Source organism: Thermovibrio ammonificans HB-1, from assembly GCF_000185805.1.
Lineage (GTDB): Bacteria > Aquificota > Aquificia > Desulfurobacteriales > Desulfurobacteriaceae > Thermovibrio > Thermovibrio ammonificans.
This window is the reverse complement of sequence record NC_014926.1, coordinates 474,641-499,610: the sequence shown is the minus strand read 5'-3', so window position 1 is coordinate 499,610 and position 24,970 is coordinate 474,641. Positions and strand designations below refer to the sequence as shown.

Genomic DNA, 24,970 nt, shown 5'->3' with positions numbered 1-24,970 from the left:
AGAACTGTAATGCCCTGAAAGGGATGATGGTTCTCTACTTCGCTTACGGCTCCAACATGAACCCGGAGAGAATGAGGGAGCGGGGCGTGAAGTTTAAGAGCTTCCGCCCCGCCAAACTCAAAGGCTACAGGCTCGCCTTCAACAAGGCCTGCTACACCTTCCCCGGTTACGGGTGCGCAAACGTAGAGCCCGACCCAAACGGGGTTGTAGAGGGGGTCCTGTACGAAGTTCTGGAAGGGCTCGAGAGCCTCGACTCCTACGAAGGCTACCCCCGCCACTACGGCCGAAGGGAGGTCGAGGTGGAAACCCCATCGGGGGAAAAGGTAAAGGCTGTCTGTTATGTAGCTCAGCCCGCATTTATCAAAGAGGGCCTTAAACCCCACCCCAACTACCTGAAACACCTACTCAAGGCGTGTCAGCTTGGCCTTCTCTCCAAAAGTTACTGTAAGAAAATAGAGAGCCTCTTTCGGGAGAAACCTTGAGCCTCACAGTTGAATCCCTCTCCATAGAGAAAGGACCCGTTAAGCTCGTATGCGACGCCAAAGTGAAAGCGGCTCCTGGGGAGTCTGTAGCCGTTGTAGGCGAAAGCGGAAGCGGTAAGTCTTTAACGGCGCTTGCCGTTTTGAAGCTCTTGCCGGAAAACCTAAAAGTAAAGGGCAAAGTAGAAGTCGACGGAACAGACGTTCTCTCCCTTCAAGGGGAGCGGTTGAGGCGCTTCCGCTGGGAGAAGGTCTCAATGGTCTTTCAAGACCCCTCATCAAGCCTCAACCCCCTTATGAAGGTGGGAGAGCAGGTGGCAGAAGCCCTGAAGTTCCACGGCTTTAAAGGGGACTTCTTCAAAAGGGTAGTGGAGCTCTTCGAGCTGTGCGAAATACCCGACCCCGAAAGGGTATACCACGCCTACCCCCACCAGCTCTCAGGGGGGTTAAAACAGAGGGTAGCAATAGCCATGGCCCTTGCCTGCTCTCCCGGCTACCTGATAGCCGACGAGCCCACAACCGCCCTCGACGTAACCGTTCAAGCCCGAATTCTCAGGCTCTTTAAAAGGCTGGTAAGGGAGCAAAGGCTCGGGCTGGCGCTCATTACACACGACATGGGCGTTGTTAAAGAGGTTGCCCAAAAGGTATTCGTCATGTACGCCGGATACACGGTTGAGTGGGGGAGAACCTCAGAGGTTCTGGGCTCCCCCTTACACCCTTACACCGAAGGACTAATAAACTGCACACCGGAACTCAAGTGCTCGGGCAAAGGAAAGCTCCGGGCTATTCCCGGCTCGGTTCCAGACCCTTCCCAAAGGCCTTCAGGGTGTCCGTTCCACTCCAGGTGTTACAAGGCAAAAGAGGTCTGCAAAAAGAAAACCCCTCCCGTCAGGGAAGTTAACGGGAGGGGAGTAAGGTGCTTCTTTCCCAATTACTGAGAGAAAAACCTCTCTATCTGCAGGCGGGCAGCTTTTTCTGCCTTCAGAACAAACTCCTCTGTTGTATGGCCCTCCACTTCCGGGTAGCCGTCGAGGGTGGGTCTGGTGAGGAAGCTGTGGGTAACCCAGTTGGTCTCGTTGCCGAACATATACCAGCCGGGAAGGGCCTGAGGGTTGTCGAGGTCGGCTTCCCGGTAGGCAGAAAAGCCCGTTCTAACGGCAAGGGAAAGGTTTGAAACGTAGGGAACAACTGTATCGCCGTAGGCGCTCTGGATAATGGTTGAGTTGGAGTTCTCCGTTCCGATGTAGGCAGGGTCGGCAGGGTCAAGAACCATCTGGAAGAGCCCCAAGGTTACCGCATAGCCGTTTGTGTTCTTCTTCAGGCCCGTAGAGGTGAGCAGCCCCTCTATAAGCTCGTTTAAAGCTGCATCTATAATCGAAACGTAGTTGGCTCCGCCTACGTTCAGAACGGTCTTCTCCGGAGCGCCGTAGGCGGCAAATATGGAGCCCGTTATAGCCCCCATAGATTGGCCAACAAAGTAGAGGTGTTGAACCTGGTCTGGGGTTCCGTCGCCGTTAACGTCGTATAGGCCGGCTTTAAGCATAAGCTCCAGAAGCCTCAGGTTGAAAACGGCCTGGTAGATGTTAACCCTATCGGCCGCAACGTTGCCGGTAAGGAAGCACTTGCCGGTGGCCTCCCCTTCGTCGTTGAGGCAAGCCGGGTTGGGCTGCTGGTTGTTGGTCATGGAGGTGTAAGCCCCATGATAGGGGAGGTCTATGGCGGCAACGGGGAACTGAACGTCTTCAAGTAGGGCCTGAGCGCGGGTTCTATCTCCGCCAAGGCCGTGCTGGAAGATGTATAAAGTTCCGTTAAAGAGCTCACCGTTGCCGAAGTAAACCGGTATGAGCTTGTAGTAGTCGTTAAGGTCGAAGTCCACTCCGGGCTTTTTGCCTTCCTGAAGGAGGGTGAGAAGCTCCTTCAGCTTAGAGATGGAGAAAGCGGGGAAGTAACCCTGCTCTACAAGGGCCTTAAACTGAGGGTTTGCCGCCACTAAGCCCTGAACCAGGTTGAAAACGGCGTAAAGGGGCGAAGCCGTAGCGTTATCAGGGTCCAGGGAGCCGTAGTCTGCCCCAACGGAAGAGTAGGGCAATCCGGTAACAGAGAGAGCCGGAACTTCCCCTTCCAGGTAGGCCTTTATCGCCCCCAAATCTGCCAGAGAGAGGGTTTTATCTGCAGTGTAGAAAGTGAAAGACTCAAGAACCGTATCGGCATTTAAGGGAGAAGGCAAAGATATCAAACCTTTTTCGTAAAGGGAGTCAAGGGCGGGAAAGAGCTTCCCGTAAATCTCACTCTGGTACAGCTCCCTCAGCTGCTCAAGCTGGGGGTCGGAAAGGGGAGTTTGAGACTCAAGCTCGTTGTAAACTTGCGGAGGCAGAACAGCCTCTCCGTTAGAGTCCTCTATTCCGTTAATCAGAACAAAGAGATAGTGGTGGCCGGCCTCAAGGGGTTTAACGGGGTAAAACTTTAAAAACCTCCCCTCCTGCCTCACAAAGAGCCTGTCCGTCTGGTCAACAAGGGGTAAAGCGGCCTGGTTACCCGCAAGGAGCTCGCCCAGGGCCGTAACGTCTATGAGTTTAAAACGGCCCCTAACCGTTGAAAGGTTCAAAGGGGTATCTGCCGAAAGGGGAACGAAAATCGGCGTATTGGGGCTGAGCCCCTTAACCCGAAGCTGGTTAACAGCTTCGAGGAGCGCTTTCTGGGCCGGGTCCGAAACGGAAGCAGTATCAAACTGAACAACCGGCTCCACACCCTCCTTAGTGGAGCTCTGAAGCCAGAATAGGTCGTTGGGAAAAGGGATTCCCAAAGGTTCGCTTGCCTTTGTAGAGAACGGGTCAAACACCAGGTAACTCCTCTCAACAGGGTTATACGAAACCTGCTCGGGAGCCCCCGAGTTGCTCTGGAGGGAGCTTCCGCAGGAAAAGAGCAAAACAGAGGCCAAAACAACTCCTAAGAACCTTCTCATACCGCTTCCTCCTCAAACCTAAAAGAGGTAACTGACGGTTAAGCCGTAACCCCACAGGTGACCGTCGGCAGAGGTCGCAACCGTTCCCGGGTTACCGTTAACCCCCGGGTAGCTGTTGTTAAGGTTCACACTCTCACCGCCGATTTCCCGCTTGTACTCGGCTATTATGTACTGAACAACCGTATCTATCCTGAGTCTGCCGAACTTCAAACCTGCACCTACAGAGTAGGTTTTCTTATCGGCGTCGGGCCACAGCATATCGAAGGTGTGGTCGGGGATGGGAGAGGGGTCGTAAAAGTAACCGGCCCTAAGGGTAAGGATTTCACTCCACTTGTACTCTATACCGAGCCTCAGCTGACGGGTATCCTTCCAGTCCCTGGGGAAGTACTCCTGAGTTTTCCCCAGAAGGGGCCTGTCGAACTTAACGGTGTAACCGTGAATGAGGCTCCAGTTGGTCCAAACAACGTCGGCAGTAAGGGTGAGCCTCTTGTTGGGCCTGTACTTAAGGCCCACCTGAAGCTGGTCCGGGTGGTCTATCTTCGTTTCAGCCCCTACCTTATCGACTCCAACAACCTCAACGGTTCCCCTGAAGTTGGTATTGGTCCGAGAGCGGTAGGTTACACCTATGGAGAAGTTGTCGTAAGGCTTATAAAGGAGACCTACGTTAAACGAAACGTTGAAGTCGTCGTGGAGGTCTCCCTTGATTATCCTGTTATGAATCGAAGGAATAGAAGGTGCGTAGATACGGCGCTGAGTTCCGGCATCGGAGCGGCCGAAGGAAATTCCGAAACCGAACGCCCACTTATCGTTGAGCTTAAAGGCCAGGGTGGGGGTAACAACGCCCCTAACGTAGTAGGACTCAAAGCCGTTATACGCAGCCGGGTTCTTTGCAGGGTCCGAATCCCACTTTATATGGAGTCCGTAGGGAACGTAAGCGGCTACTCCGAAGTAAAGGCCACCGAAAACCGGGGTGGCAAACCCGAGGTAGGGAACCGTAAGGGCGTCTGAGTCGTCGGTAAACGAAGCGCCGTAGGGCTGAACCTTGTTGCCGTCGCCGTCTACGGCCCTGTAGTCGTGAACCTTTATGGTAGGTACCAGGTACTCGGCACCTACCGAAACTATCGGCTTTTCAATCTGAGTGAGTCCGGCGGGGTTGTAGTAAACAGCCGAAGGGTCGTCGGCGTAGGCGGAAAAGGCTCCTCCGAGGGCGGTTGCCTTTGCCCCTATGCCAAAGGTGTCAACGTTTCCGGCAAGAGCTGTGGAAGAGAGCGAGAAGGCCAAAAGGGAAAGCAGAAATTTACGCATAGTCCCTGTCCCTCCTCTCTGAGTCTGAGGGAAATGTTATCAAAAAGGGACAGGGTTCTTACTTATCAACGACCTTAATCTTGGGTTTCTCCTCTTCCTCCCCTTCCAAACCCTTCTTGAACTCCTCTTTGACCTGGAAAAAGGCTTTAATCAGGTTCACTATCTTGTCCCAGCCGAAAATCACGCCTACAACAACCAGCAGCAGAAGAATCTTAAAGAGCACACTCCACCTCGTGATAAAGGTTAAAGGGCCGAACCGGCCCCGCTCCTTAGCCTCAGCCAAACGGAGAGCAGAAGTTGGCTATGTCTATAACCTCTACGTTCTCGGAGCCGCAGTGGGGGCACTTAATCTCCATAAGTTGCAGGGGAGAGTAGATGGCCTCCTCAAACTCGGCCCCGCAGTCGTTGCACTCGAAGATGTATATTTGCATTCTAAACCTCCGGTAAGGTGTTAAGGTAAATTTAGGAGTTTTTCTGAAAATGGAAACCATTAAGATATTAGAATCTTCCCAGTTCGACGGCGAGTCGGGCGTTTTAGAGGTACTCAAAGAGGGAGAGGTTAAAAAGCTCGGGTTGACGCCGGCAGAGGAGCTTCCCCTCCCCCTACCGTTTAAAACCCTCAACCCCCTTCAAACGGCGTTTCACCTGTTCTACAGAGGAGGAAACGCCCTCATCTCCTCTCCCACAAGTTCAGGTAAAAGCCTAACGGCGCTGCTGTTCTGGCTTAAAAACAGAAAAGGCAAGTTCATCTACACCGCCCCCACACGGGCCCTCATCTGGGAGAAGTTCAAAGAGTTCAGGCAGTTCTTCCCCTCTGTAGGGGTAAGGAGCGGAGACGTAGTAGAGGAGCTCGAAGAGATAACCCAAGAGGCGGTTGTCTGCACCTACGAGAGCCTGCTTGCGGCCTCAAGGAGCAGGAGCAGGTGGTTTGAGGAGGCAGGAGCCCTTGTAATAGATGAAGTTCACGTTATAAGAGACCCCTCACGGGGAGCGGTGATTGAAGAGGTTGTGAGCTACGCAATAAACGAAGGGATACCCCTTCTTGCCCTTTCGGCTACCATACCGGGAGCCGTTGAGCTTGCAAAGTGGATAGAGGCAGAGCTGTTTATAGAGTCGGAGTGGCGCCCCGTTCCGCTGGAGAGGAAAGTGGTAAACATGAGTAAACTACTGAAAAGGAGCAAGCTCCCGAAAGCCACCCCCGAAGAGAAACTGGTTGCGGCTGTAGAGGAGCTGAAAACAGAGGGGAAAACCCTCGTGTTCGTTCCGAGGAAAGATTTGGGCTGGCAGGCACTACAGGTGGAGAACGCCCTTTACGGAAGGAGCGTCTTCAACGAAACGCTTCCGTTCGAGAAGGAAGAAAAAGAGGGCGAAGGGGTTGCCTTCCATAACGCCGACGTTCCCCAAGAGGAGAGGGAGGCTATAGAGAGGGAGTTCAAGGGGGGAGAGAAGCTCCACAGGCTCTACGCAACCCAAACCCTCGCCTACGGAGTGAACCTGCCGGCAGACTCCGTGGTGATATTCGTAAGGGGAAGGTTCGACAGGCTCACAATGGAGTACCGTTTCTTCCCCGACCTTTTAACGGTTATGCAGATGGAGGGTAGGGCGGGCAGGTTCGGCCTTTCGGAGAAAGGCTACTCCTTCATAGTGGTTTCGGGGGCAAGCGAGAAGGCCCTGGAGAGGGAGCTTCAGTCCGAGCTCGACAAACCGTTCCAAACTGCACTCTCCCAAGGGCTCTCCTTCAGGGGAGCTGTTGCCTGCCCAAACCGGGAAAAGTCGGTGCTGAGCCTCATGCTCCTCGGGCCGTTAATCAGATACGGAAGCGACTGGGAAAGGGCCCTCTCTGCGACTTTCAGCGTTAAGAAAAACCCGCTGCTCCTAAGGGAGCTGAAAGAGATTGAGCAAGAGCTTCAACAGATGGGATACATTACAGACGGTAAACCCACCCACCTTGCGAAGCTCCTCGTAGCCTCCTTCGTCTCCCCCTACTGCTACGAAGAGTTCACCGAGAGGCTACAGAAGGTAACCGGCCTGGCCCAGAGGGAGCCCACCACAGCCTACCTTTACGCGGTGAGGCCCTTCATAAGGAGGGAGCTGAACCCCAAAAGCGTAGAGCTCTTCACCGGAGAGGCCTTCAGGCGGGAGTCGCTGAAAATAGCAGAAACCATCTACAGAGAAACGGCCCACGAGGTTACAGACAACTCCGAGGTTCTCATATTCTACGCCCAAGGGGGCTTCTTCCCCTTCAAACAGGTTGCCCGACCGCCGGGAGAGCTCTCCAGCCTACCCCTTGAAAGCTCCCTGCTCGGGCAGCTGCTATGCAGGCTAAACGTTATGCCCTTTGAAACGGTCCACAGAACCGTTATGATGGTAAGGAGCGGCATACCCTACAAATTTGCCCTTCTGGGAAGCGTTGAGGGCTTGGGCTACATGAGGGGAAACGCCCTTGCCCGGGCCGGAAAGCTCCTCAACTACCCCAACGAGATAGCACTCATAAACGCCATTAAGGAGGGTAGAGGAGAGGCCCTCGAGGCCGTAAAGGAGGCACTCTCGGAGAGGTACAGCTCCGTAAAGAGCGTAGAGAAAGAGGCGACAGCCGTTGTTAAGGCGGTTGAGAGGATTAAATTTCCCCTTGGGAACCCTAAACTGCTTAAGTTCTTAGCCTCTCTCTTCGTCGGAAGGCGAAACGCGCTGAAGTTAACCAAAGAAGAAGCGCTGGAGGTGCTCTACAGAAATGTCACAGGAGAGAAGGCGACTCAGGATAAAAGTTGACGGCAAACCCTTAGAGTTCGAGGTGGGGAAGGAGTTCGACAACACACCGAACACCGGACTCTTGCGCCTCATAGAGTACAGGTACCTCTACCCGGAGAGGTCTATAAAGTACGTAGAGTTTAAGGGGGAGAAGCTCCACCCCTCTAAGGTGGACTTCATAAAAGAGCTGGAGGAGCTCAACATAGTTACCGAGCCCTCTGCAAACATGGTGAGAAAGCAGCTCGAGCTTTCGGTCCTTGCCCTTGAAGGAATGGCCAACGCAATAGAGCAGATAGCCTCCGACTGGCAGGAGCGCCCGGAGCTTGCCAAGCTAATGCTCCACAACCTACTGGACTCCCTCGACTGGTCGGTCAAAGTGGTTGAAAACGGCTCAAGGATAATCCCTATAGTAGACGGCATAGAGGAAGAGATAGCAAAGCTGGAAGATGCCGTCTTTAAACTCGACGACCTCATGTACGAAGGCAGAGAGGAAGAAGCCCTGCAGGTTCTAACCGGAGAGCTGAAGCAGGCGATAGAGCGGTGGAGAGACTTCTTAGGAAAAGTTGTTAAGTTCATAAGAGAAGCCCCCAAGGATACCCACTAATGGGAGTAGAGTGCCTGTTTGCCTTTGTTCTCGGAACAGTTATAGGGAGCTTCCTGAACGTCTGCATCTACAGAATTCCAAAGGGCAAGTCCATCGTTTACCCGCCCTCCTTCTGCCCCAGCTGCAAACGGCCCATAAAGTGGTACGACAACGTTCCCGTTGTAAGCTACATCCTACTGAAGGGCAAGTGCAGACATTGCAAGAGCCCGATACCCCTTCGCTACCCGATAGTCGAACTGCTCACAGGGGCGACAACGGCGGCCGTAACCTGCAAATTCGGACCGACCTTTGACACCCTCTACTACCTCGTACTCATCTACTACCTGATTGTGGTGGCCTTCATAGACCTGGACACCATGGAAGTGCCCGTGAAGCTCAGCTACTTTGCACTGCTGGCAGGGCTCTTCCTGTCAATTCCCGCCTCAATAAAGTTCGTAGACTCCATGCTCGGAGCCTCGTTCGGAGCCGGAGTTATCCTGTTCATCATAGAAACCTACTACGTATTCACCGGTAAAGAGGGCATGGGCTACGGAGACGCCAACATCATGGCGGTAATAGGGGCCTTCCTCGGGTGGAAAAAAGTCCTACTGACGCTCTTCTTTGCCTCCCTTACCGGAGCCGTATTAGGCGTTACCCTAATGGCACTGAGAAAGAGCTCCAAGGAACAGCCCCTACCCTTCGGCCCCTTCCTCGCAGCCGGAGCACTCGCAACACTGCTTGCAGGAGACAAGCTCCTAAACTGGTATCTCCACCTACTCAGAGGTTAACATGGTAAAAGTGGCCGTTGACCTTACCCTCCCCGAGGGGAGCGTAGCCCTTGAGGTAAACGGAGAGGTTGTCGGCTGCAGGTGCTGGAACAGGCCAAGACTCCACGCCGAAATAGTCTATGCTGAGCTCCTTTCACTGCTGAAAACCTTCAACCTGAGCCCCCAGGAGATAGACGAGTGCACAGTTACAACGGGGCCGGGCTCCTTCACAGGCGTAAGGCTTTCGGTTACCGTGGGAAAGGCGTTCAAAGCCTGCGGCGTAAAAGTCAGAGGGGTCTCCACCCTGTCTGCCCTGCTAACGGGAGCTCCCGAAGGGGCCGTGGCCGTTATACCCGCAATGAGGGGAAAAGTGTACGCAAGAGTAGGCAACCGGGAGCTCGACATCTCACCCCAAGAGCTTGCCGCACAGCTTGAAAAATCTCAGCGCCCCCTAATTTACAAGGGAGAACTTCCGCCCCCCCTCCAAACCTTTCCCTGCGTAAAAGACCTTACTCCCCTTGCGGTAAAGGCACTTCTCACAGCAGAAAGCCTTCCCCTCACCCCCAACTACGTGAGAGACCACGATGCAAAACCTCAGGCTGGAGGCCTTTAAGGAGCACCACCTATCGGATATACTAAAGATAGAGAGGGAACTCTTCAAAGAGCCCTACACAGAAGAGCTCCTCCGGCGGGAGCTGACGCTTCCCGTCGGGTTTAACGTAGTAGCTCTCCACCAAGGGGAGGTGATAGGCTACCTGATGGCCTGGATAACCGGTCCGACCTGCGAGCTTAACAGAATCGCAGTCATCCCCCGATACAGAAAACAGGGAGTAGCCCGAAAGCTCATAAACCGTCTCCTTGAAGAGTGTAGGGCGAGAAAAGTAGAAGAGGTCTTCCTTGAAGTCAGGAAATCCAACACCCCCGCCATTAACCTCTACAAAAAGATGGGGTTCAAACAAATCTCAGTGAGAAAAAACTACTACGGCGACGAAGACGCCCTAATCCTCAAACTAACCCTATAAGGAGGAGTTATGCTCAGAGACGAAAACCTCAAAGCCCTCGCAAGGGAGAAGTTCCACCACTTCAAAACCCTTGAAAGGAAACACCAGGAGCTCGACGACATCATAGACAAAATGGAGAAAAAGGCGGTTCTCACCCCTCAGGAAGAGGTTGAACTCAAAAAACTCAAAGCCGAAAGGCTCCGCCTCAGAGACGAAATGCTGGCACTCATGAAGAAGGCCCAGGAGGAAGCAAATGAGAAGTGACGTTCTCAGAGAGTTTGAAAAACTCCCCGCAAGGGCCCTGATGATGGCAACGGGCCTCCAGAGGAAAGACATAGACAAACCGCTCATCGGAATAATCTCCAGCTGGACCGACCTGGTTCCCGGTCACGCAGACATGTTCTCCCTCGAGAGGTTCATAGAGCGGGGAGTTGCAGCGGCAGGAGGAACCCCCTTCATAGTAAGGGTTCCTGCCATATGCGACGGTATAGCAATGGGACACGAAGGGATGCGCTTCTCCCTTCCCCTCAGGGAGCTCATTGCAGACGCGATAGAAGATGTAGTTAACGCCCACCAACTCGACGGAATAGTCCTCCTTACAGCGTGCGACAAAATAACCCCGGGAATGCTCATGGGAGCCGCCCGGGTAAACGTCCCGGCCATAGTGGTAACGGCCGGTCCGATGCTCGCCGGTAGGCGGGGAAAAGAGAGACTCGACCTTGTTACCCACACGTTTGAAGCAATCGGCCGCTACAAGGCCGGAGAGATAACCCTCGAAGAGCTCCTCGAGCTCGAAGGCGCCGCATGCCCCTCATCGGGCTCCTGTCAGGGGATGTTTACCGCAAACACAATGGCCTGCCTTACAGAGGCCCTGGGAATGTCGCTCCCCTACTGTGGAACTTCCCCGGCCCCCCTTGCAGAGAAAAAACGCATAGCGGAAGCCTCCGGAGAGAAAATCGTAGAGCTCGTTAAAAAGAACATCCGCCCCAGGGACATACTCACCCCCCAGGCATTCAGAAACGCCATAAGGGTAGACCTGGCCCTGGGAGGCTCAACAAACACCGTTTTACACCTGCCCGCCATAGCCCACGAGGCAGGCGTTCCGTTTGAGATAAAGCTCTTCGACCAGCTCAGCAGGGAAACCCCTAAAATCTGCTCAATGAGGCCGGGAGGCAAGTACCTGATGGAAGACCTCCACTACGCCGGCGGCATACCCGGAGTGATGAAACGACTGTACGACAAGCTGGAGAGCAACCCGACAGTTTTAGGCACAGACATCAAAGAGATAGCCGCAGCCGCAAAAATCTGGGACGACGACGTAATAAGACCCACAGACAACCCCTACAGCCCTGAAGGCGGCATAGCGATACTCTACGGCAACCTTGCACCGGAAGGGGCCGTGATAAAGCAGGGGGCGGTATCCGAGAAGATGAAAGTATTCACCGGAACCGCCAGGGTCTTCGACAGCGAAGAAGAGGCGATGAAGGCGGTAATGAACGGCCAAATCAAGGCCGGCGACATAATAGTAATCCGCTACGAAGGCCCCAAAGGCGGCCCCGGAATGAGGGAAATGCTTGCAGTAACGGCAGCAGTAATGGGAATGGGACTCGGAGAGTCGGTGGCCCTCATAACAGACGGCAGGTTCTCCGGAGGAACCCACGGCCCCTGCATAGGCCACATCTCCCCGGAAGCGGCAGAGGGCGGCCCGATAGGAGTTGTTCAAGACGGAGACAAAATCCACATAAACGTTCCCGAGAGGCGCCTTGAGCTGCTGATAAGCGAAGAGGAGCTCCAAAACCGCCTGAAGAGCTTTAAACCCAAACAGAAAGAGATTAAGTCCAAATTCTTGCGCAAGTACGCAAAACTGGTCACATCTGCCTCAAAAGGGGCAATTCAAGACGTGTAAATAAAAATGGCGGGGCCTTCGGCCCCGCCACTACCAACAACCCCGCTAAAGCAGAAATTACTCCTTCCTTCCCCTTCTTAAACCGGCAAGCCCAAACAGAGGCGCAAGCATAAAGAGGAAGTTAACGGCTCCGGTAGATGCAGGAACCGCCGGAGAGAGAGAACAGCTTGTAGAGTTTGTAGTAACGCCGGACTCCGAAGAGGAAACGGTAACACCTACAGAGCTCTTGGCCTCGTTTACGCCGTCTGTAACCACTAAAGTTGCAGTGTAGTTACCGGCATCCTGGTAAGTGTAGGAAGTAGAACCGCTTACACAGTTATAGATAACCCTATCCACAGAACCGTCGCCGTCGAAATCAAACTTACAGGTGAGGCTGTCGTGGTCGGGGTCGCTCACGTTAAAGTCGAACCTCACGGTTAAAGGCGCATCTCCGGAGGTGGGCGAAGCGCTGAAGCTTCCTATTGTGGGAGCTCCGTTGTAAACCTGAACGTCGGTTGTTGCATTGGCCGTAGCGTTGCCGTCTGTAACCGTTAGTGTGGCAGTGTAGTTGCCGGCTGCAGTGTAGGTGTAGCTAACAGTTCCGTTGGAACAGTTCTGAATAACCTGGTCGGGCTTACCGTCTCCGTTGAAGTCAAAGCTACACAGAAGACTGTCTCCGTTGATATCGCCTACCGAGTAGCTGAAGCTCACGTTTAGGGGGTAGTAACCGCTGGTGGGAGAAGCCGTAAAGCTATCAACGTAAGGCGGTGCATTAAGGGCAGAAACGATAACGCTCCTTGAAGCTGTAGTAGCACCGTCTGTAACCGTTAGTGTGGCAGTGTAGTTGCCGGCTGCAGTGTAGGTGTAGCTAACGGTTCCGTTGGAGCAGTTCTGAATAACCTGCTCGGGCTTGCCGTCTCCGTTAAAGTCAAAGCTACAGGTTACATTCTCGCCCGTAACGGAGTAGTCGAAGGCGACATCAAGCGGATAGTAACCGCTTGTAGGAGATGCCTTAAAGTAGTTAATTCCAACCCCGAGACCGGGAACTCTGAAAGAGATTACATCGCCGTCGGGGATATCAAGGGGAACGCCAGAATAAGAAACGCTGTTTCCGGAAGCATCCCTAATAACAAGGGAGGTAAGAGTTCCCGTATTTCCATACCCGTTTACGCTGTAGTTAAGGTCCCCCAGTATTGCCGTGTAGTAGGGTGGAAGACCCAAATCGGTTAAGTCTACAACCGCATGGATTCCCCTCCTTTGGTCGCCTCCGTTGGGCCAGTAGGAGGCATACTCCTGCCAGATATAGTCACCCATGAAAATAAAGGTTTGGTTGTTGGTTCCGTTAAAGGCTATTCCCGCATCGGCCCTGTAGAGGTTGTCTATGTCTATATCGGCAACAACGTTCCAGTTGTAGCCGATGCGGTCTACCATAGCAGCAGCTTCAAAAGAGTAGTTCTTAACGAAGTCGTAGGAGATGTAAGCTTCGCCGTTGTTACCCCAATCGGTTCCCCAGGAGTTCCTTATCTTAAAGCCTCCGGTGCCGTTACCGATGGAGTCGTCGTAACCGCAAATGATGATGGCGTGGCCGCCCAAGTAGGTCTCATTTGCGGTCGGACCGTTGTAGAAGTAGTTGGTTGAGTTAAGGCTCACGAATCCGTCGAAAACCGGAATTGCCATAACGAAAACGTCGCCGCTTGCAAGGTGAGCTTTAAGCTCCTCAATCTGCGTATCGGTAAGGGGAACGTCCCTCTTACAGTTGTTATAGTCACAGTCGTTGTCGTACTCGTAGAAGAAGCCGAAAGAGTCTGCCCTCCAGGGCAGGGCGTTGAGCATCTGCTCTTTAGTGGGAAGAGTTGTGTAGTCTTGGTCGTTGTAGGGCATATCTGCAAGGTTGTCACACCCCTCACGGGTAAGGAGTGTAAGGGCGTCGGCAATAATAGAGCCTTGGTCTTCACCGTTGTTTATCTGGTTGTAGATAAAGGCCGGGCTGCAGATGTGGGTCTCGTTTGAAACATCCCAGCCGTGCTCCCTTCCTTCCTGGAAGGTCTTGTAGTAGTAACCAACGGCCCACGCAACACAGGAGCCCTGATACCCTTGGTTACCGACCGGGGGAAGGTACTGACACAAGTCCACCGAAGTGGGAAGCTGAGAAGCCTTCACCTTAGGCGGTTTAAGCATGTGTTTCTCTGCAAAGGAAGCAGGTGTCGGCTTATAACCGAGTTTCCACTTGAGCTTTGTAGTAGCCCCGCTTGCAGAGGAGGTAAGCAGCGCCAGTGAGAGCACCGCAATCAAAGACCTGTAGCCGCTCATTTCATCCCCTCCCATACCACATTTATTTTCTGAAGGCAGCCGTTTTTGCGATTTCTTGCCTCAACGGTAAAGATGCAGCGGTTCCCCCTTCCCACAAGTTCTTCAACCGCTATCTCTTCACAGGAAAGGGGTTTTAAACTGCCGGTAACCTTCTTCTTAGAACAGTTGGAGAGCACCGTAAACTCAACTACAGCTCTGGTTATGTTACAGAGCTTCAAGCGCCTTTTACCCACTTCAACGTAAATAGAAGAACAGGTCTTCTTACCCTCAACGTACGAGGGCGGCGTAGGAATGTAACCCATACGGTACTTTTTCTCTTTGCCCTTCACGCCAGCAGCTTCTTCTTTAAATGTTTTTAAAGTTTTTTCGGAAGAGACTGTAGTTGAGCCGCAAGAGGCCAAAAAAACGGCAAAAGCCAGAAACAGCAACCTGCGGGACAACTCCCCCCTCCTGAAAAGGCGCGTTATCGCTCTTTAGTTATGAATAAGTTTATTCTACTGTAGAATCACATGTCAAGATTCTTCCCAAATCCGGGGAGTAGAAGGAGAGCCAAATGGTGAAAGCTATCTCTTTCATAGGCTACCACAACAGCGGTAAGACCACCCTTGCCGCCCAAGTTATAAAAATCCTCAAGGAAAAGGGCTACAAGGTTGCCGCCGTTAAATCGACAAAACATGAAAACGTACTGCCGGAAAAAGAGGGAACCGACACCTACAAACTGGCCAAAGTCGGAGCCGAAGCGGTAGCCTTGGTAGAGCCGCACCAGAGCATCATCAGAATTTTTAAAAATAAAGAAGAGCTCGAGCTTCAAACCTTCCTGAACAGGCACTTTTCCAACTTCGACGTGGTCATCTGTGAAGGCTTTAAAAACTACTCCCTGCCCAAAATAGAGGTCCTCCGAAAAGAGCAGAAAACAGAGCCTCTGTTTAAAAGGGTGGAAAACGTTGTAGCAGTGGCAACCGACTTTAAAGTTGAAGGTATAACAAACCTCCCCCTAAACAGCCCCGAGGAAGTTGCAGAATTTATAGAGTCGGAAATTATTAAAAGTGAAGAGGAACCTTTCACCGTAACCTTAAGCGTAAACGGCAAAGAGGTAGAGATGAAACCCTTCATAAGACACATGCTCGCTGAGCTACTCGGCGGATTCCTGAAACCCCTAAAAGGCATAGAGGAGCCGGTAGAGCTCATAGAGGTCTGCGTAAAAAGGAGGGAAAAGTGAGGTTCGTAATATACGGGGCGGGAGGCGTAGGCTCCCTCTACGGCGGATTACTCGCAAAGTGCGGAAAAGAGGTCGTTTTCATAGGCAGAGGCGAACACCTAAAGGCAATGAAGGAAAAGGGGCTCACCGTAAAGAGCTTCAAGTACGGCACCTTCACCGTTAAAGAGAGCGACAAAGTAAAGTTCGTATCGAGCCCCGAGGAGGCCGGAAAAGCCGATGTGGTTCTCGTCTGCGTTAAGTCCTACGACACCGAAAAGGTAGCTCCCCATATCCCCCAGATGCTCAAGGAGAACTCCGTTGTTGTTTCGGTCCAAAACGGCATAGAGAACGAGGAGATACTGGCAAAGTTCGTAGGAAAGGAGCGGGTGCTGGGGGCAACGGCCTTTGTAGGCACGTACGTTGAGCGGCCGGGAGTTGTTGTTCACGAGGCCGCCGGGCTGCTCGAGATAGGGGAGCTGAGCGGCAAGCCCTCTGAAAGGGTAGAGAGACTGGTAGAGGAGCTTCGCTCCTGCGGCATAGAGGCAAGGGCATCAAAGGACATCAACTACACCCTTTGGAAGAAACTGGTCTGGAACGTTGCCTTCAACCCCTACTCGGTAATAACCGGCGCAACGGTAGGGGAGCTCCTGGAGAACCCCCTCACTTTTGAAGTCCTTAAGAAGCTCATGGAGGAGTGTTACAAAGTAGCCGAAAGCTACGGAGTTAGGCTAAAACCGAAAATTATGGAGAACTACCTCAAGTCCTCCCCCGACCTGAAAAACTACAAAACGAGCATGCTCTTAGACTTTGAGAAGGGCAAACCAATAGAGATAGAGGGGATAACCGGAGCCCTCATCAGAAAGGCCCAAGCAAAGGGAGTAGAGGTTCCGTTCAACAGGTGCGTTTACGCCACGGTTAAGTTCTTAGACGAAAAGAGGAGAAAGTGATGGAGGCCAAAAAGAAGATAGGTTTCTGGGAGGTCTACTCCATAGGAGTGGGCGGAATGATAGGCGGAGGTATCTTCGCCGTTCTCGGCTTAACGATTCTCCTTGCAAAGGGGGCCGCACCGGTAGCATTCCTCTTCTCCGGCCTGATAGCCCTGCTCACCTCTTACTCCTACGCGAAGCTCTCAGTAAGGTACCCCAGCGAGGGTGGCACCGTAGAGTTCCTCGTTAGGGGATTCGGGAACAACCTATTCTCCTCTTACCTGAACACGCTGCTCCTTGCGAGCTACGTAATAATGCTCTCCCTCTACTCTTACGCCTTCGGCAGCTACGGCTCCGCCCTGCTGCTGGGCCACGAGGTAACGCTCGTTAAAAAGGCGCTGATAGTTGGAGTGGTTTCGTTTTTCGCCTTCATAAACTTCCTGGGAGCCTACGTGAGCGGTAAAGCCGAAGACATTATGGTGTTTGCAAAGCTCGGAATACTACTGTTCTTCTCGGCACTGGGTTTCCTCACAGGGGACTTCTCCAGGCTCTCTCCAGAGCACTGGGAGAGCATTTTGAAAATCATGGTGGGGGGCCTCATAATATTTCTGGCCTACGAGGGGTTTGAGCTCATAGCCAACACCGCCCGGGACGTAAAAGACCCGGAGAAGACCCTACCCAAGGCTTACTACGCAAGCGTTTCAACGGTTATACTCGTTTACGTTGTGGTTTCCGCCGTGGCGGTGGCAAACCTCACCTACCAGCAGGTTGTAAAGTACAAAGACTACGCCCTGGCCGTGGCCGCAGAGCCGTTTTTGGGGAAGCTCGGATTTTTCCTCATAGGAATTGCCGCACTCCTCTCAACGGCGTCGGCAATAAACGCAACCCTCTACGGCAGCGCAAGGGTGAGCTACCTCGTTGCCAAGCTGGGGGCCCTCCCAAAATCCTTCAGCAAAAAAGTGTGGAAGGAGGGAACGGAGGGGCTGCTCATTCTGACAATTCTCACCATTTTATTTGCAACAACGTTTAACCTTGAGAACATATCGGTTGCGGGGAGCTTCGGCTTCCTCGCAATATTTGCAGCTGTAAACTTCACGAACTTTAAGCTCTACAGGTTTACAAATTCAAACAGGTGGATATCGTTCATCGCCTTTATCCTGTGCATCGTTTCGGGGGCGGTGCTTTTAAGCTACAACCTAAAGACGAACCCAGAAGCCCTGAAGTCGGTTACGGTTGTGCTCGTTGGTACGTTCATATTCGAGCTCATCTACACAACGGTTAAGGGCAGAAGGCTTAAAGAGTATATAGACTGGCGGCTGAAGGAGGGAGAGGAGTTCATAAAAAACCACGAGAAGTTCCTGAGCAGGTTCGTAAAGCTCCTTAAGAAGCTCGACAGCTCGGCAGAAGTTGAGCTGGACGGGAACATAAAGGAGGGCAAAGAGAAGGCCGGCTTCTTAACGATAAAAGTGCTCTCTTCCAAACCTGAAGAGGTTAAAAAGCATCTCAAGGAGCTCCTGAAGAAAGCCGGAGCGAAGGAACACCACCCGGTTGTAGTGAAGGTGGAGGGAAGATGAGGCTGCTCTTTTTCTCGTCGGCAAGGTGTTCGGTGTGTGAGCCCCTTAAAGAGAAGGTAAAAGCGGCGGCAGAGGAGTTCGGAGTAGAGTTTAAAGAGCTTCCCCTCGAGCAGTTCCCCCAGGAGGCCGCCCAGAGGCTCATCTTCAGCGCCCCCACGGTGGTTGCAGAAGAGGAGGGAAGGGAGTTAAGGCGGTGGTCGGGGGTCTTTTCGGTAGAGTCGGTCAGAGAGTTCCTTCGGCGCTACAAGAGCTGAACCTGAAGCCAGTAAGAGGTCTCTGTGAAAACCGAGTGGCGCAAAGAGAGAGGCCTTACGGAAAACCTCCTTCCCGCCCTTTCGGCGGCGGCCAGATAGTGGGAGAAGGGCTGCGGGACCCTTCCCAAGTAGTGGCCGTCGTCTGTAAAGACCCTATAGATGCTCTCGCCTGTGAGCAGCTCACCCTTTAAAACCACTCCGGCTCCGCCGTTTTCAAGCCGCTCCCAGTTGGACCTGTAGAGCCTGAGGCTCTCTACCGGGAAGTAGAGCTTATCGCTTTTAGCAATGAGCTGGTGGCCGCTTTCAACTCCCGCAAGGGAGAGGAGAAACTCCTTCAGCCCCTTAACCAGCTTTCCCTTAACGGCGTAGTAGGCCACAAGGGGCCAGAGCTCTTTCTCTGTAAGGAGCTCCTTAAGCTCTGCCGACTTTGCCCTGAAAAAGGGCTCTCCCCTCCCCCAGAGGCCGTTAAGCCTTGAGGCGAACTCTTCGAGCTCCCCCGGCTCAAAGGAGAACTCCTTTAAAAACCTGAAAAAGGCCAAAACCCCTTTCTTGGCCTCCTTCCTTGCAAGGAGCCTTGAAACGAGCCAACTCCTGTTGACCTTAGAGTAGATATCCTCCACCATACGGTAGTCGATGAACCAGCTCAGGTAGAGTACCCCCTTGCCCAGCCTTTCGTCTGCCGTAGCATCAACAACCGGGCCGAGGCTAACGCCCTTAAACTTGGCCCTGCGGAACTCACCGAAAGCCCTCTCCACAAGGGAGAGGAGCTTCTTAAAAGAAGCTTTAAAGCTCTTAGGCTCCCTGAGAACAATCTCAAGGTTCAGCTCAACTCCCCGAAGCTCCTTTCTCTCCAGGGCCCTGGGAACTATCAGAACGCCTTCTCTATCTACTACTTCTCCGGCCGTGTAGGCAAGGTAGGTGGAGAAGTGCCTCTCGAGGGTCTGGGCAAGGAACTCCAAGAGGGCGGTTACGGCGGAGCTGAGCTTTTTATCCTCAACCTGAAAGAGGGGCTCGAACTTCAAGTTAATCGGCTGAGGCTCCAGACAAGGGAGCTCCGGGTTAACCAAAAGGCCCTTCTCCAGCTTCTCCCAGAAGGTCAACTCGGCGTCGGCACCTACCGGCTTTAGGGGGGATTTAAAGTCCTCGTAGCGCTTCAGCGACTCGAGAACCCTGCGGTAGCGGTGAAGCTCCTTTGCCTCCTCCCGGGCGAGGGAGAGGAGCTCGGGGGGAAGCTCCAAGAAGTCCCCTTCAACCGGCCAGAAGAAGTAGTTGCCGGCCACCTCCAGGAACCCTTTCCTGAGCAGCCCCGTGAACCGAGAGCGGAGCAGGAGGAAATCTGCCTGGGGAAGGTCGGCAGGGGAAACAAGAACAACCGATGGAGAGCGGGGGAAGAGCTGCCTGAAGCTCTGCACTTTTTCAGCCAAGTAGCCGGCAGTAACACCCTCAAAGGGGACGGCCGAAAAGAGGAGAAGGACCCTACTCTCCTCCCTCAGGAAAAGCTCCGACTTTAAGGGAATAGAGCTTCTATCCGAAAGGTAAACGGCAAAGGGCAGAACAAAAGGGTCGGCCGGGTAAAGGGCATCCACGTTTACCTTTAAACCCTTAAGGAGGGAGGCAAACTCCTCAAGAGCCTCAACAAGCACTTCCCTGCCGAACTCACCGGACTCAAAGAGGGTAAGGCTACCTGCCTCCATAACCCCTCAGCACCTCTCTCAGAACCGAGAGGCCGTAGTCCACCTCTTCCTCGGTTATCACAAGGGGCGGTAGGAATCTTAAAACCCTGCCGGCGGTGCAGTTAACTATAACACCGGCCTCAAGGAGCTTGCCCACAAGCTCCCCGCACTCAAAACGGCACACAAGCCCCAACATCATACCCAGTCCCCTAACGGCCTCAAAACGCCCGGGGAACTCCTCAACAATACTCTCCAGCCCCTTCCTCAGGTAGGCGGCAACCGCGTTCACCCTATCGAAAAACCCGGGAGCAGTCATAACCTTCAACACCTCCACCCCGGCCCTCGTAGAGAGGAAGTTGCCGCCGAAGGTAGAGGCATGAAGGCCCGGCTTTAAAACACCGGCCGCCCTTCCCTTTGCAACAACCGCCCCTATGGGAACGCCGTTACCCAAGGCCTTGGCGAGCGTCATAACGTCGGGCTCAACCCCGTAGTGCTGGTAGGCAAAGAGTCTGCCCGTTCTACCTATACCGGTTTGGACTTCGTCGAATATCAGGAGGGCGTTTACCCTATCGGCAATTTCCCTGAGCCCCTTAAGGAAGTCGGGCTCGGCGGGAACAACGCCCCCTTCACCCTGAACGGGCTCCACAATTATGGCGGCGGTCCTCTCCGAAACCACCTCCTCTACCGACTCAAGGTTGTTGAACTCGGCGAACTTAACCCCCTCCAGCATGGGGCCGAAGCCCTGACTGTACTTGCCCTGGCCGGTAACCGATACGGAAGCCACCGTCCGGCCGTGGAAGGAGTTTTTAAAGGCAACTATCTCGTACTTTTCCGGATTTAACTCGGTTCCGTAGCGCCTTGCCAGCTTTATAGCCCCCTCGTTCGCCTCGGCCCCGCTGTTACAGAAAAAGACCTTCTCGCCGAAGGAGTTCTCGCAGAGGAGCCTGGCCAGCTCCGCCTGGGGCCCTATGTGGAAGAGGTTCGAGGTGTGGATTAGGGTTTTTGCCTGCTCACAAATGGCTTCAGAAACCCTCGGGTGGCAGTGGCCCAAGTTGCAAACGGCAATACCCGCAAGCATGTCAAGGTACTTTTTTCCGCTTTCATCGTAGAGCCAGCACCCTTCTCCCCTAACGAAAGAAACCGGGTAGCGGTTGTAGGTCCTCATTACGAACTTCTCGGTTTTCTCAAAGGTCTCCATTTCTCAACTCCTCTAAACGGCCGATGGTGTTTGCCTAAATATAGCGCAAACGGCAAAGGGCTCAGTAAAGCTCAACAACAGTGGCGCCGTCACCGCCCTCTTCGGGCTTTCCGGGACGGAAGCTCTTAACGTAAGGGGAGTTTGCGAGGTAGTCTCTCACGAGCCGCTTCAGTATTCCCTCTCCGTAGCCGTGGACTATGCGAACCCGCTTAACCCCAACCAAATTGGCCTCGTCGAGGAACTTCTCTACGGCCCTAAGGGCCTCTTCGCCCCTCATACCCAGGAGCTTCAGCTCCGGGAAAAAGCGAGAAGGCTTAGGAGCGTTAACAACTACTTCGGGCCGCTCTCTCTTAACCTCTTCTTCAACAACCCTCAGCTGGCCGAGCTTCACCTCAACGGTAACGGCCCCTATCTGGACCTTGGCTCGCTTCCTGCCGGCATCTACGGAAACCACTTTCCCCTTCCTGCCTCCGGGCTCAACCTTAACGGTATCGCCCGGCTTAGGCTCCCTGGAGGGGGCAAGCTCGGGCTCAAGGGCGTTCCTGTTCTTTATGGAAACAACCAGCTTCTTAAAGTCTTCTCTGGCTTTAGAGGCGTTTTTCTCCTTAAGGGACTTTTCAAGCTGGGACTGAAGCTCTGCAATCGAGGCGTTCAGCCTCTCTTCAAACTCCTTCCTGAGCTTCTCCTCCCTCTCCCGAAGGAGCCGCCTCTGACGGTTCAGCTCCTCCTTAAGGCGCTCCACCTCCTCCCGCTGGCTCTGGAGGCGTTTAAACTCCTTCTCTAATGCCGAAATCAGCTCCTGGGCCATCTGCTCCTCGGCTCCAAGGAGAGAGAGGGCAGAGCGGATAACCTCCTTCGGCACTCCAAAGCGCTCTGCAACAACAAGAGCGTAGCTCTTTCCTATAACACCGTAGATGAGCTTATAGAGGGGTTTCAGGCTCTCCTCGTCGAAGAGAACAGAGGCCACCTGGAAGTAGTCGTCTTTGTAGGCAAAGAGCTTCACCGGCGAAAAGTGGGTTGTAACAACGGTTAAAGCCCTCTTCTCCTTCAGGTAGTTGAGTATCGCAACCGCAAGGGCAGAACCCTCAACGGGGTCGGTGCCGGAACCGAGCTCGTCGAGGAGAACGAGGGAGTGCTCGTCGGCTTCCTTGAGTATCTGAGCCACCCTCTTTATGTGGCCACTAAAGGTAGATAGAGACTGCTCTATGCTCTGCTCGTCTCCCAGGTCGGCAAACCACTTCCTAACAAAACGGAGGGTGCTGCCCTCGCCGGCAGGAACAAGGAAACCCGACTGAGCCATCATAGATATCAGCCCCAAAGTTTTCAGGGCAACGGTTTTACCGCCGGTGTTGGGGCCGGTGATAACCAGTCCCCTCTCAAGGAGGATATCCACGGGGACAACCTCTTTACCCGAAAGGGCAAGGAGGGGGTGGCGGGCGTCCTTGAGCTTAAACGAAGAGCCAAACTCCGGGAGGGTTCCGTTAAGGGCAAGGCTCAAAGAGGCAAGGGCCTGACGGAAGTCCACCTCTACAAGGGCGTTGTAGGCCCTCGCCACGCTCTCGTAGTGCTCCCGTGCAAGGTCTGAAAGCTCTGCGAGAATCCGCTTTACCTCTTTCTCCTCAAGGGAGCGCAGCTCCCTGAGCCGGTTGTTAAGTTCAACAACAGCCATAGGCTCAACGTAAAGGGTCTGGCCGCTGGAGGAACGGTCGTGAACAACGCCGTGGAAACGGCTCTTGAAGGCGGGCTTGGCAAGTATCACGTACCGGCCGTCCCTTTCCGTAACCACCCTATCGGGGCAGACATCGTCGTGGCGGTTCACTATGGAGTGGAGCTTCTCCCTTATCTTTGCAGAAACCGAGCGGATGGAGCGCCTCACGGACCTTAAAGTGGGAGAAGCAGAATCCTGAACGGCTCCGTAGTCGTCGAAGACCTTGTTAAAGCGCTTCAGGAGCTCTGCCGGAACGGAGAGCCTCCTGGCGTAACTCTCAAAAGGTCTAAAGCGCTCTCCCTCAAGGGAGCCGAAAAAGCGGCTGAGCCTGCTGGCAAGGTTGAGAGCCTTTAAAAGGGAGTGGAGCTCCTCCTGAGAGAGAACAGCCCCTTCTATCCGGAGCCGCCTAAGGGTTTCCGACAGGTTCGGAAAAAACTCAACGGGGAGGCTCTTCTCCCCCATCAGCTTACAGAAGAGCTCCGTTTGGGAGAGGTTCTCTTTAACCTCCTCGGACCTTGTAGAGGGTTTAAGCTCGAGGACCCTCTTCCTTCCCTCTTCGCTCTTTGCGTAAGCGGCAGCTCTCTCCAGGAGCTTGTCAAACTCGAGAAGCTCCAAAACGGACATCGGAAAACCTCGGGGTGAAGTTGGAAGAAAAGATAGTCTTTCGGCGGGGAAAGTGGAAGGGAGACAATCCTATCGGCACCCCACCCCTTTGAACGAATAGTATAAAGACCCCCCTCCTAATCACCCAAAGGAGCAGGGTGCCAGGATTGTGTTCCAAAGGCTGTATTCAACATTAATTATAAACTTAGGAGCCGCTTCCCGCAAGAAGCTCCTTAACTATACGGTTAACGAGGGAACCGTCGGCCCGCCCCTTTACCTTAGGCATAACCGCCTTCATCACCTTGCCCATATCCTTAGGGGAGGAAGCGCCGACTTCGGCTATAACCTGCTTTACAAGCTCTACAAGCTCCTCCTCGGAAAGCTGCTTGGGAAGGTAAGACTCGACAACGGCAAGCTCGGCCTTCTCCTTCTCTACAAGGTCGGGCCTGCCGCCCTTTTCGTACATCTCTATGGCCTCACGCCTCTGCTTGGCGTAGCGCATAAGGAGCTGAACTATCTCGTCGTCTGTAAGCTCGCCCCTCTTCTCTATCTCGGCGTTCTTAATGAGAGAGTTAATCATCCTGATGGTAGAGAGCTTCACCTTATCCTTGGCCTTTAAGGCCTCCTTCATATCGGCCTTAAGCCTCTCTTTAAGCCCCATATCGGCTCCTAACTTACTTTTTCTTCTTCTTACCCTTGGGAGGTAAAAGTCCGCGCTTCTTGAGGGCCTTAATCAGCCTCTTCCTGGCGGCCATAGCCTTTCTCTTGCGCTTTTCGGAGGGTTTCTCGTAGTACTCCCTCCTTTTAATCTCCGTGAGGATTCCTTCCCTTTCACAGAGCTTCTTAAACCTCTTAAGCGCCTTCTCAAAAGGCTCGCCGTCGCGGACGTATACTGTAGCCATTAAGCATCGCCTCCTTTTGCTGATTTTGCCGCCATATTATATGAACAAACGCCCTAAAGGGCAAGGCTACCTGTTTTTCAGTATCCTGCCTATCAAAGCCCTCGCCGGAGATTCCTCCTCAAGCAGGTCTATGCCGCACTTAAGCTCCTCCAAAAAGTCGAGGGCCTCTCCCACAAACTCCTTCGGTATTATGGAGCCGTGTTGCGGGGCTATGGCGTCTACGGGGAAGGGGCGCACCTTCTCAACAAAGTGCCTTAAGGCCTTATTGGAGGCCATGTAGTAAACGTGGAAGTAGGTGAGCTCGTTCTTATGCTCTTCAAAGTCCGAAACAACCAGCTCCCACCTCTGCTGAATGGCGGCGAATATATCGCCGGTGAAGAGTATCTTGGAGCGGCTGTCGTAAGTCACAAAAGCGTCGGGGAAGTGCAGAAAAGGAGCACTGAGGAAGACCAATGCCCCCTCTTCGAGCTCGAGCATAGTGTCGTCGAGGGGACTGACGTCGAGCCAGTTAACCTTAGAGCGGTCGAAGCCGTAGTAGGGTATGAGTACCTGAGTTCTCGGGGTTGTAACCACGGTTACATTGGGGTTCAACTTCAGCCACAGGGGAAGGGAGCCTATAACGTCTGGGTCTTGGTGGTGGGCAACGATATGGGTGACCTCTGAAGGCTCTATCAGCTGAGAAACCCTGGCCTTTACCTGTTCAAAGTGCTGGATTCCCCCCGGGTCGAGTAAAACCCTCTTATCTCCGGAGACTATAAGGTAGGCGTTACACCTGAAGATATACTCCTCGTAGCTCCCGACCCAGTATACCTCGTGTCCCTCCTCCTTAAAGAGGGGAACCGGTTTACTGTAATCTACAGCCGCCCCTTTAAGCTCACTGACGAGAAGGCCCAT

25 protein-coding genes are annotated in these 24,970 nt (G+C 53.5%); 13 read left to right on the top strand and 12 right to left on the bottom strand.

The window, feature by feature from the left end:
* The first annotated feature begins 26 nt into the window (after positions 1–26).
* Together THEAM_RS02790 and THEAM_RS02785 are read left to right on the top strand one after the other, a co-directional pair.
* Complete coding sequence (locus THEAM_RS02790) at positions 27–482, top strand: gamma-glutamylcyclotransferase family protein (RefSeq protein WP_013537304.1); 456 nt, start codon at positions 27–29, stop codon at positions 480–482.
* Entirely contained in the window at positions 479–1,417 is a 939-nt protein-coding gene (locus tag THEAM_RS02785) for an ABC transporter ATP-binding protein (protein WP_013537303.1), read from the top strand. The genes THEAM_RS02790 and THEAM_RS02785 overlap by 4 nt, the downstream gene beginning before the upstream one ends.
* Here the strand turns inward: THEAM_RS02785 and THEAM_RS02780 are convergent.
* From THEAM_RS02780 to THEAM_RS09550, 4 genes are read right to left on the bottom strand one after another with little or no spacing between them, the layout of a single operon-like run.
* Positions 1,411–3,441 (bottom strand): hypothetical protein, encoded by a 2,031-nt coding sequence (locus tag THEAM_RS02780; RefSeq protein WP_013537302.1) that lies wholly within the window; start codon positions 3,439–3,441, stop codon positions 1,411–1,413. The two genes, THEAM_RS02785 and THEAM_RS02780, sit on opposite strands and share 7 nt — an antisense overlap.
* Before the next feature lie 18 nt (positions 3,442–3,459).
* Entirely contained in the window at positions 3,460–4,746 is a 1,287-nt protein-coding gene (locus tag THEAM_RS02775; RefSeq protein ID WP_013537301.1) for an OmpP1/FadL family transporter, read from the bottom strand.
* Positions 4,747–4,804: 58 nt separating this feature from the next.
* Positions 4,805–4,969, bottom strand: coding sequence for a twin-arginine translocase TatA/TatE family subunit (locus tag THEAM_RS02770; RefSeq protein ID WP_013537300.1), 165 nt, complete (start codon positions 4,967–4,969; stop codon positions 4,805–4,807).
* Positions 4,970–5,021: 52 nt separating this feature from the next.
* Positions 5,022–5,177, bottom strand: coding sequence for an FmdB family zinc ribbon protein (locus THEAM_RS09550; RefSeq protein ID WP_013537299.1), 156 nt, complete (start codon positions 5,175–5,177; stop codon positions 5,022–5,024).
* A 49-nt stretch (positions 5,178–5,226) separates the two neighbouring features.
* Here THEAM_RS09550 and THEAM_RS02765 point away from each other — a divergent pair, with 49 nt between their 5' ends.
* From THEAM_RS02765 to ilvD, 7 genes are read left to right on the top strand one after another with little or no spacing between them, the layout of a single operon-like run.
* Positions 5,227–7,515 carry a DEAD/DEAH box helicase gene (locus THEAM_RS02765; protein WP_013537298.1) on the top strand — a complete coding sequence of 763 codons (2,289 nt, stop codon included), beginning with the start codon at positions 5,227–5,229 and terminating at the stop codon, positions 7,513–7,515.
* A complete protein-coding gene (locus tag THEAM_RS02760; protein ID WP_013537297.1) occupies positions 7,478–8,098 on the top strand; it encodes a hypothetical protein in 621 nt (206 codons plus the stop codon). Before THEAM_RS02765 ends, THEAM_RS02760 begins: the two co-directional genes overlap by 38 nt.
* Positions 8,098–8,865 carry a prepilin peptidase gene (locus THEAM_RS02755; RefSeq protein ID WP_013537296.1) on the top strand — a complete coding sequence of 256 codons (768 nt, stop codon included), beginning with the start codon at positions 8,098–8,100 and terminating at the stop codon, positions 8,863–8,865. Before THEAM_RS02760 ends, THEAM_RS02755 begins: the two co-directional genes overlap by 1 nt.
* Before the next feature lies 1 nt (position 8,866).
* Positions 8,867–9,457, top strand: a complete 591-nt coding sequence (gene tsaB, locus THEAM_RS09405) for a tRNA (adenosine(37)-N6)-threonylcarbamoyltransferase complex dimerization subunit type 1 TsaB (protein WP_013537295.1) — start codon at positions 8,867–8,869, stop codon at positions 9,455–9,457.
* Entirely contained in the window at positions 9,429–9,866 is a 438-nt protein-coding gene (gene rimI, locus THEAM_RS02745; RefSeq protein ID WP_013537294.1) for a ribosomal protein S18-alanine N-acetyltransferase, read from the top strand. The genes tsaB and rimI overlap by 29 nt, the downstream gene beginning before the upstream one ends.
* A gap of 9 nt (positions 9,867–9,875) precedes the next feature.
* A complete protein-coding gene (locus tag THEAM_RS02740) occupies positions 9,876–10,109 on the top strand; it encodes a DUF465 domain-containing protein (RefSeq protein ID WP_013537293.1) in 234 nt (77 codons plus the stop codon).
* Complete coding sequence (gene ilvD, locus THEAM_RS02735; RefSeq protein WP_013537292.1) at positions 10,099–11,751, top strand: dihydroxy-acid dehydratase; 1,653 nt, start codon at positions 10,099–10,101, stop codon at positions 11,749–11,751. The genes THEAM_RS02740 and ilvD overlap by 11 nt, the downstream gene beginning before the upstream one ends.
* 57 nt (positions 11,752–11,808) lie before the next feature.
* Here the strand turns inward: ilvD and THEAM_RS09400 are convergent, their stop codons facing one another.
* On the bottom strand, positions 11,809–14,040 hold the full coding sequence (locus tag THEAM_RS09400; protein ID WP_013537291.1) for a C1 family peptidase: 2,232 nt from the start codon (positions 14,038–14,040) through the stop codon (positions 11,809–11,811).
* Positions 14,037–14,480 carry a hypothetical protein gene (locus tag THEAM_RS02725; RefSeq protein ID WP_013537290.1) on the bottom strand — a complete coding sequence of 148 codons (444 nt, stop codon included), beginning with the start codon at positions 14,478–14,480 and terminating at the stop codon, positions 14,037–14,039. The genes THEAM_RS09400 and THEAM_RS02725 overlap by 4 nt, the downstream gene beginning before the upstream one ends.
* A gap of 113 nt (positions 14,481–14,593) precedes the next feature.
* Between THEAM_RS02725 and mobB the strand changes: the two genes are divergently transcribed.
* From mobB to THEAM_RS02705, 4 genes are read left to right on the top strand one after another with little or no spacing between them, the layout of a single operon-like run.
* Positions 14,594–15,259, top strand: coding sequence for a molybdopterin-guanine dinucleotide biosynthesis protein B (gene mobB / locus THEAM_RS02720; RefSeq protein WP_013537289.1), 666 nt, complete (start codon positions 14,594–14,596; stop codon positions 15,257–15,259).
* Positions 15,256–16,185, top strand: a complete 930-nt coding sequence (locus THEAM_RS02715; protein WP_013537288.1) for a ketopantoate reductase family protein — start codon at positions 15,256–15,258, stop codon at positions 16,183–16,185. Before mobB ends, THEAM_RS02715 begins: the two co-directional genes overlap by 4 nt.
* Complete coding sequence (locus THEAM_RS02710) at positions 16,185–17,738, top strand: APC family permease (RefSeq protein ID WP_013537287.1); 1,554 nt, start codon at positions 16,185–16,187, stop codon at positions 17,736–17,738. Before THEAM_RS02715 ends, THEAM_RS02710 begins: the two co-directional genes overlap by 1 nt.
* Positions 17,735–17,992, top strand: a complete 258-nt coding sequence (locus THEAM_RS02705) for a thioredoxin family protein (protein WP_013537286.1) — start codon at positions 17,735–17,737, stop codon at positions 17,990–17,992. The genes THEAM_RS02710 and THEAM_RS02705 overlap by 4 nt, the downstream gene beginning before the upstream one ends.
* Here THEAM_RS02705 and THEAM_RS02700 read toward each other — a convergent pair.
* The 6 genes from THEAM_RS02700 to THEAM_RS02675 form a co-directional block, all read right to left on the bottom strand.
* The gene (locus THEAM_RS02700; RefSeq protein WP_013537285.1) at positions 17,980–19,686 is read right to left on the bottom strand and encodes a hypothetical protein; all 1,707 of its coding nucleotides are present in this window, start codon (positions 19,684–19,686) and stop codon (positions 17,980–17,982) included. The genes THEAM_RS02705 and THEAM_RS02700 overlap by 13 nt on opposite strands.
* A complete protein-coding gene (locus THEAM_RS02695; RefSeq protein ID WP_013537284.1) occupies positions 19,673–20,863 on the bottom strand; it encodes an aspartate aminotransferase family protein in 1,191 nt (396 codons plus the stop codon). The genes THEAM_RS02700 and THEAM_RS02695 overlap by 14 nt, the downstream gene beginning before the upstream one ends.
* Positions 20,864–20,924: 61 nt before the next feature.
* The gene (locus tag THEAM_RS02690) at positions 20,925–23,195 is read right to left on the bottom strand and encodes an endonuclease MutS2 (protein WP_013537283.1); all 2,271 of its coding nucleotides are present in this window, start codon (positions 23,193–23,195) and stop codon (positions 20,925–20,927) included.
* Positions 23,196–23,379: 184 nt separating this feature from the next.
* The gene (locus THEAM_RS02685) at positions 23,380–23,835 is read right to left on the bottom strand and encodes a GatB/YqeY domain-containing protein (RefSeq protein WP_013537282.1); all 456 of its coding nucleotides are present in this window, start codon (positions 23,833–23,835) and stop codon (positions 23,380–23,382) included.
* Positions 23,836–23,848: 13 nt separating this feature from the next.
* Positions 23,849–24,076 carry a 30S ribosomal protein S21 gene (gene rpsU / locus THEAM_RS02680; RefSeq protein WP_013537281.1) on the bottom strand — a complete coding sequence of 76 codons (228 nt, stop codon included), beginning with the start codon at positions 24,074–24,076 and terminating at the stop codon, positions 23,849–23,851.
* A 66-nt stretch (positions 24,077–24,142) separates the two neighbouring features.
* A complete protein-coding gene (locus THEAM_RS02675; RefSeq protein WP_013537280.1) occupies positions 24,143–24,970 on the bottom strand; it encodes an oxygen-binding di-iron domain-containing protein in 828 nt (275 codons plus the stop codon).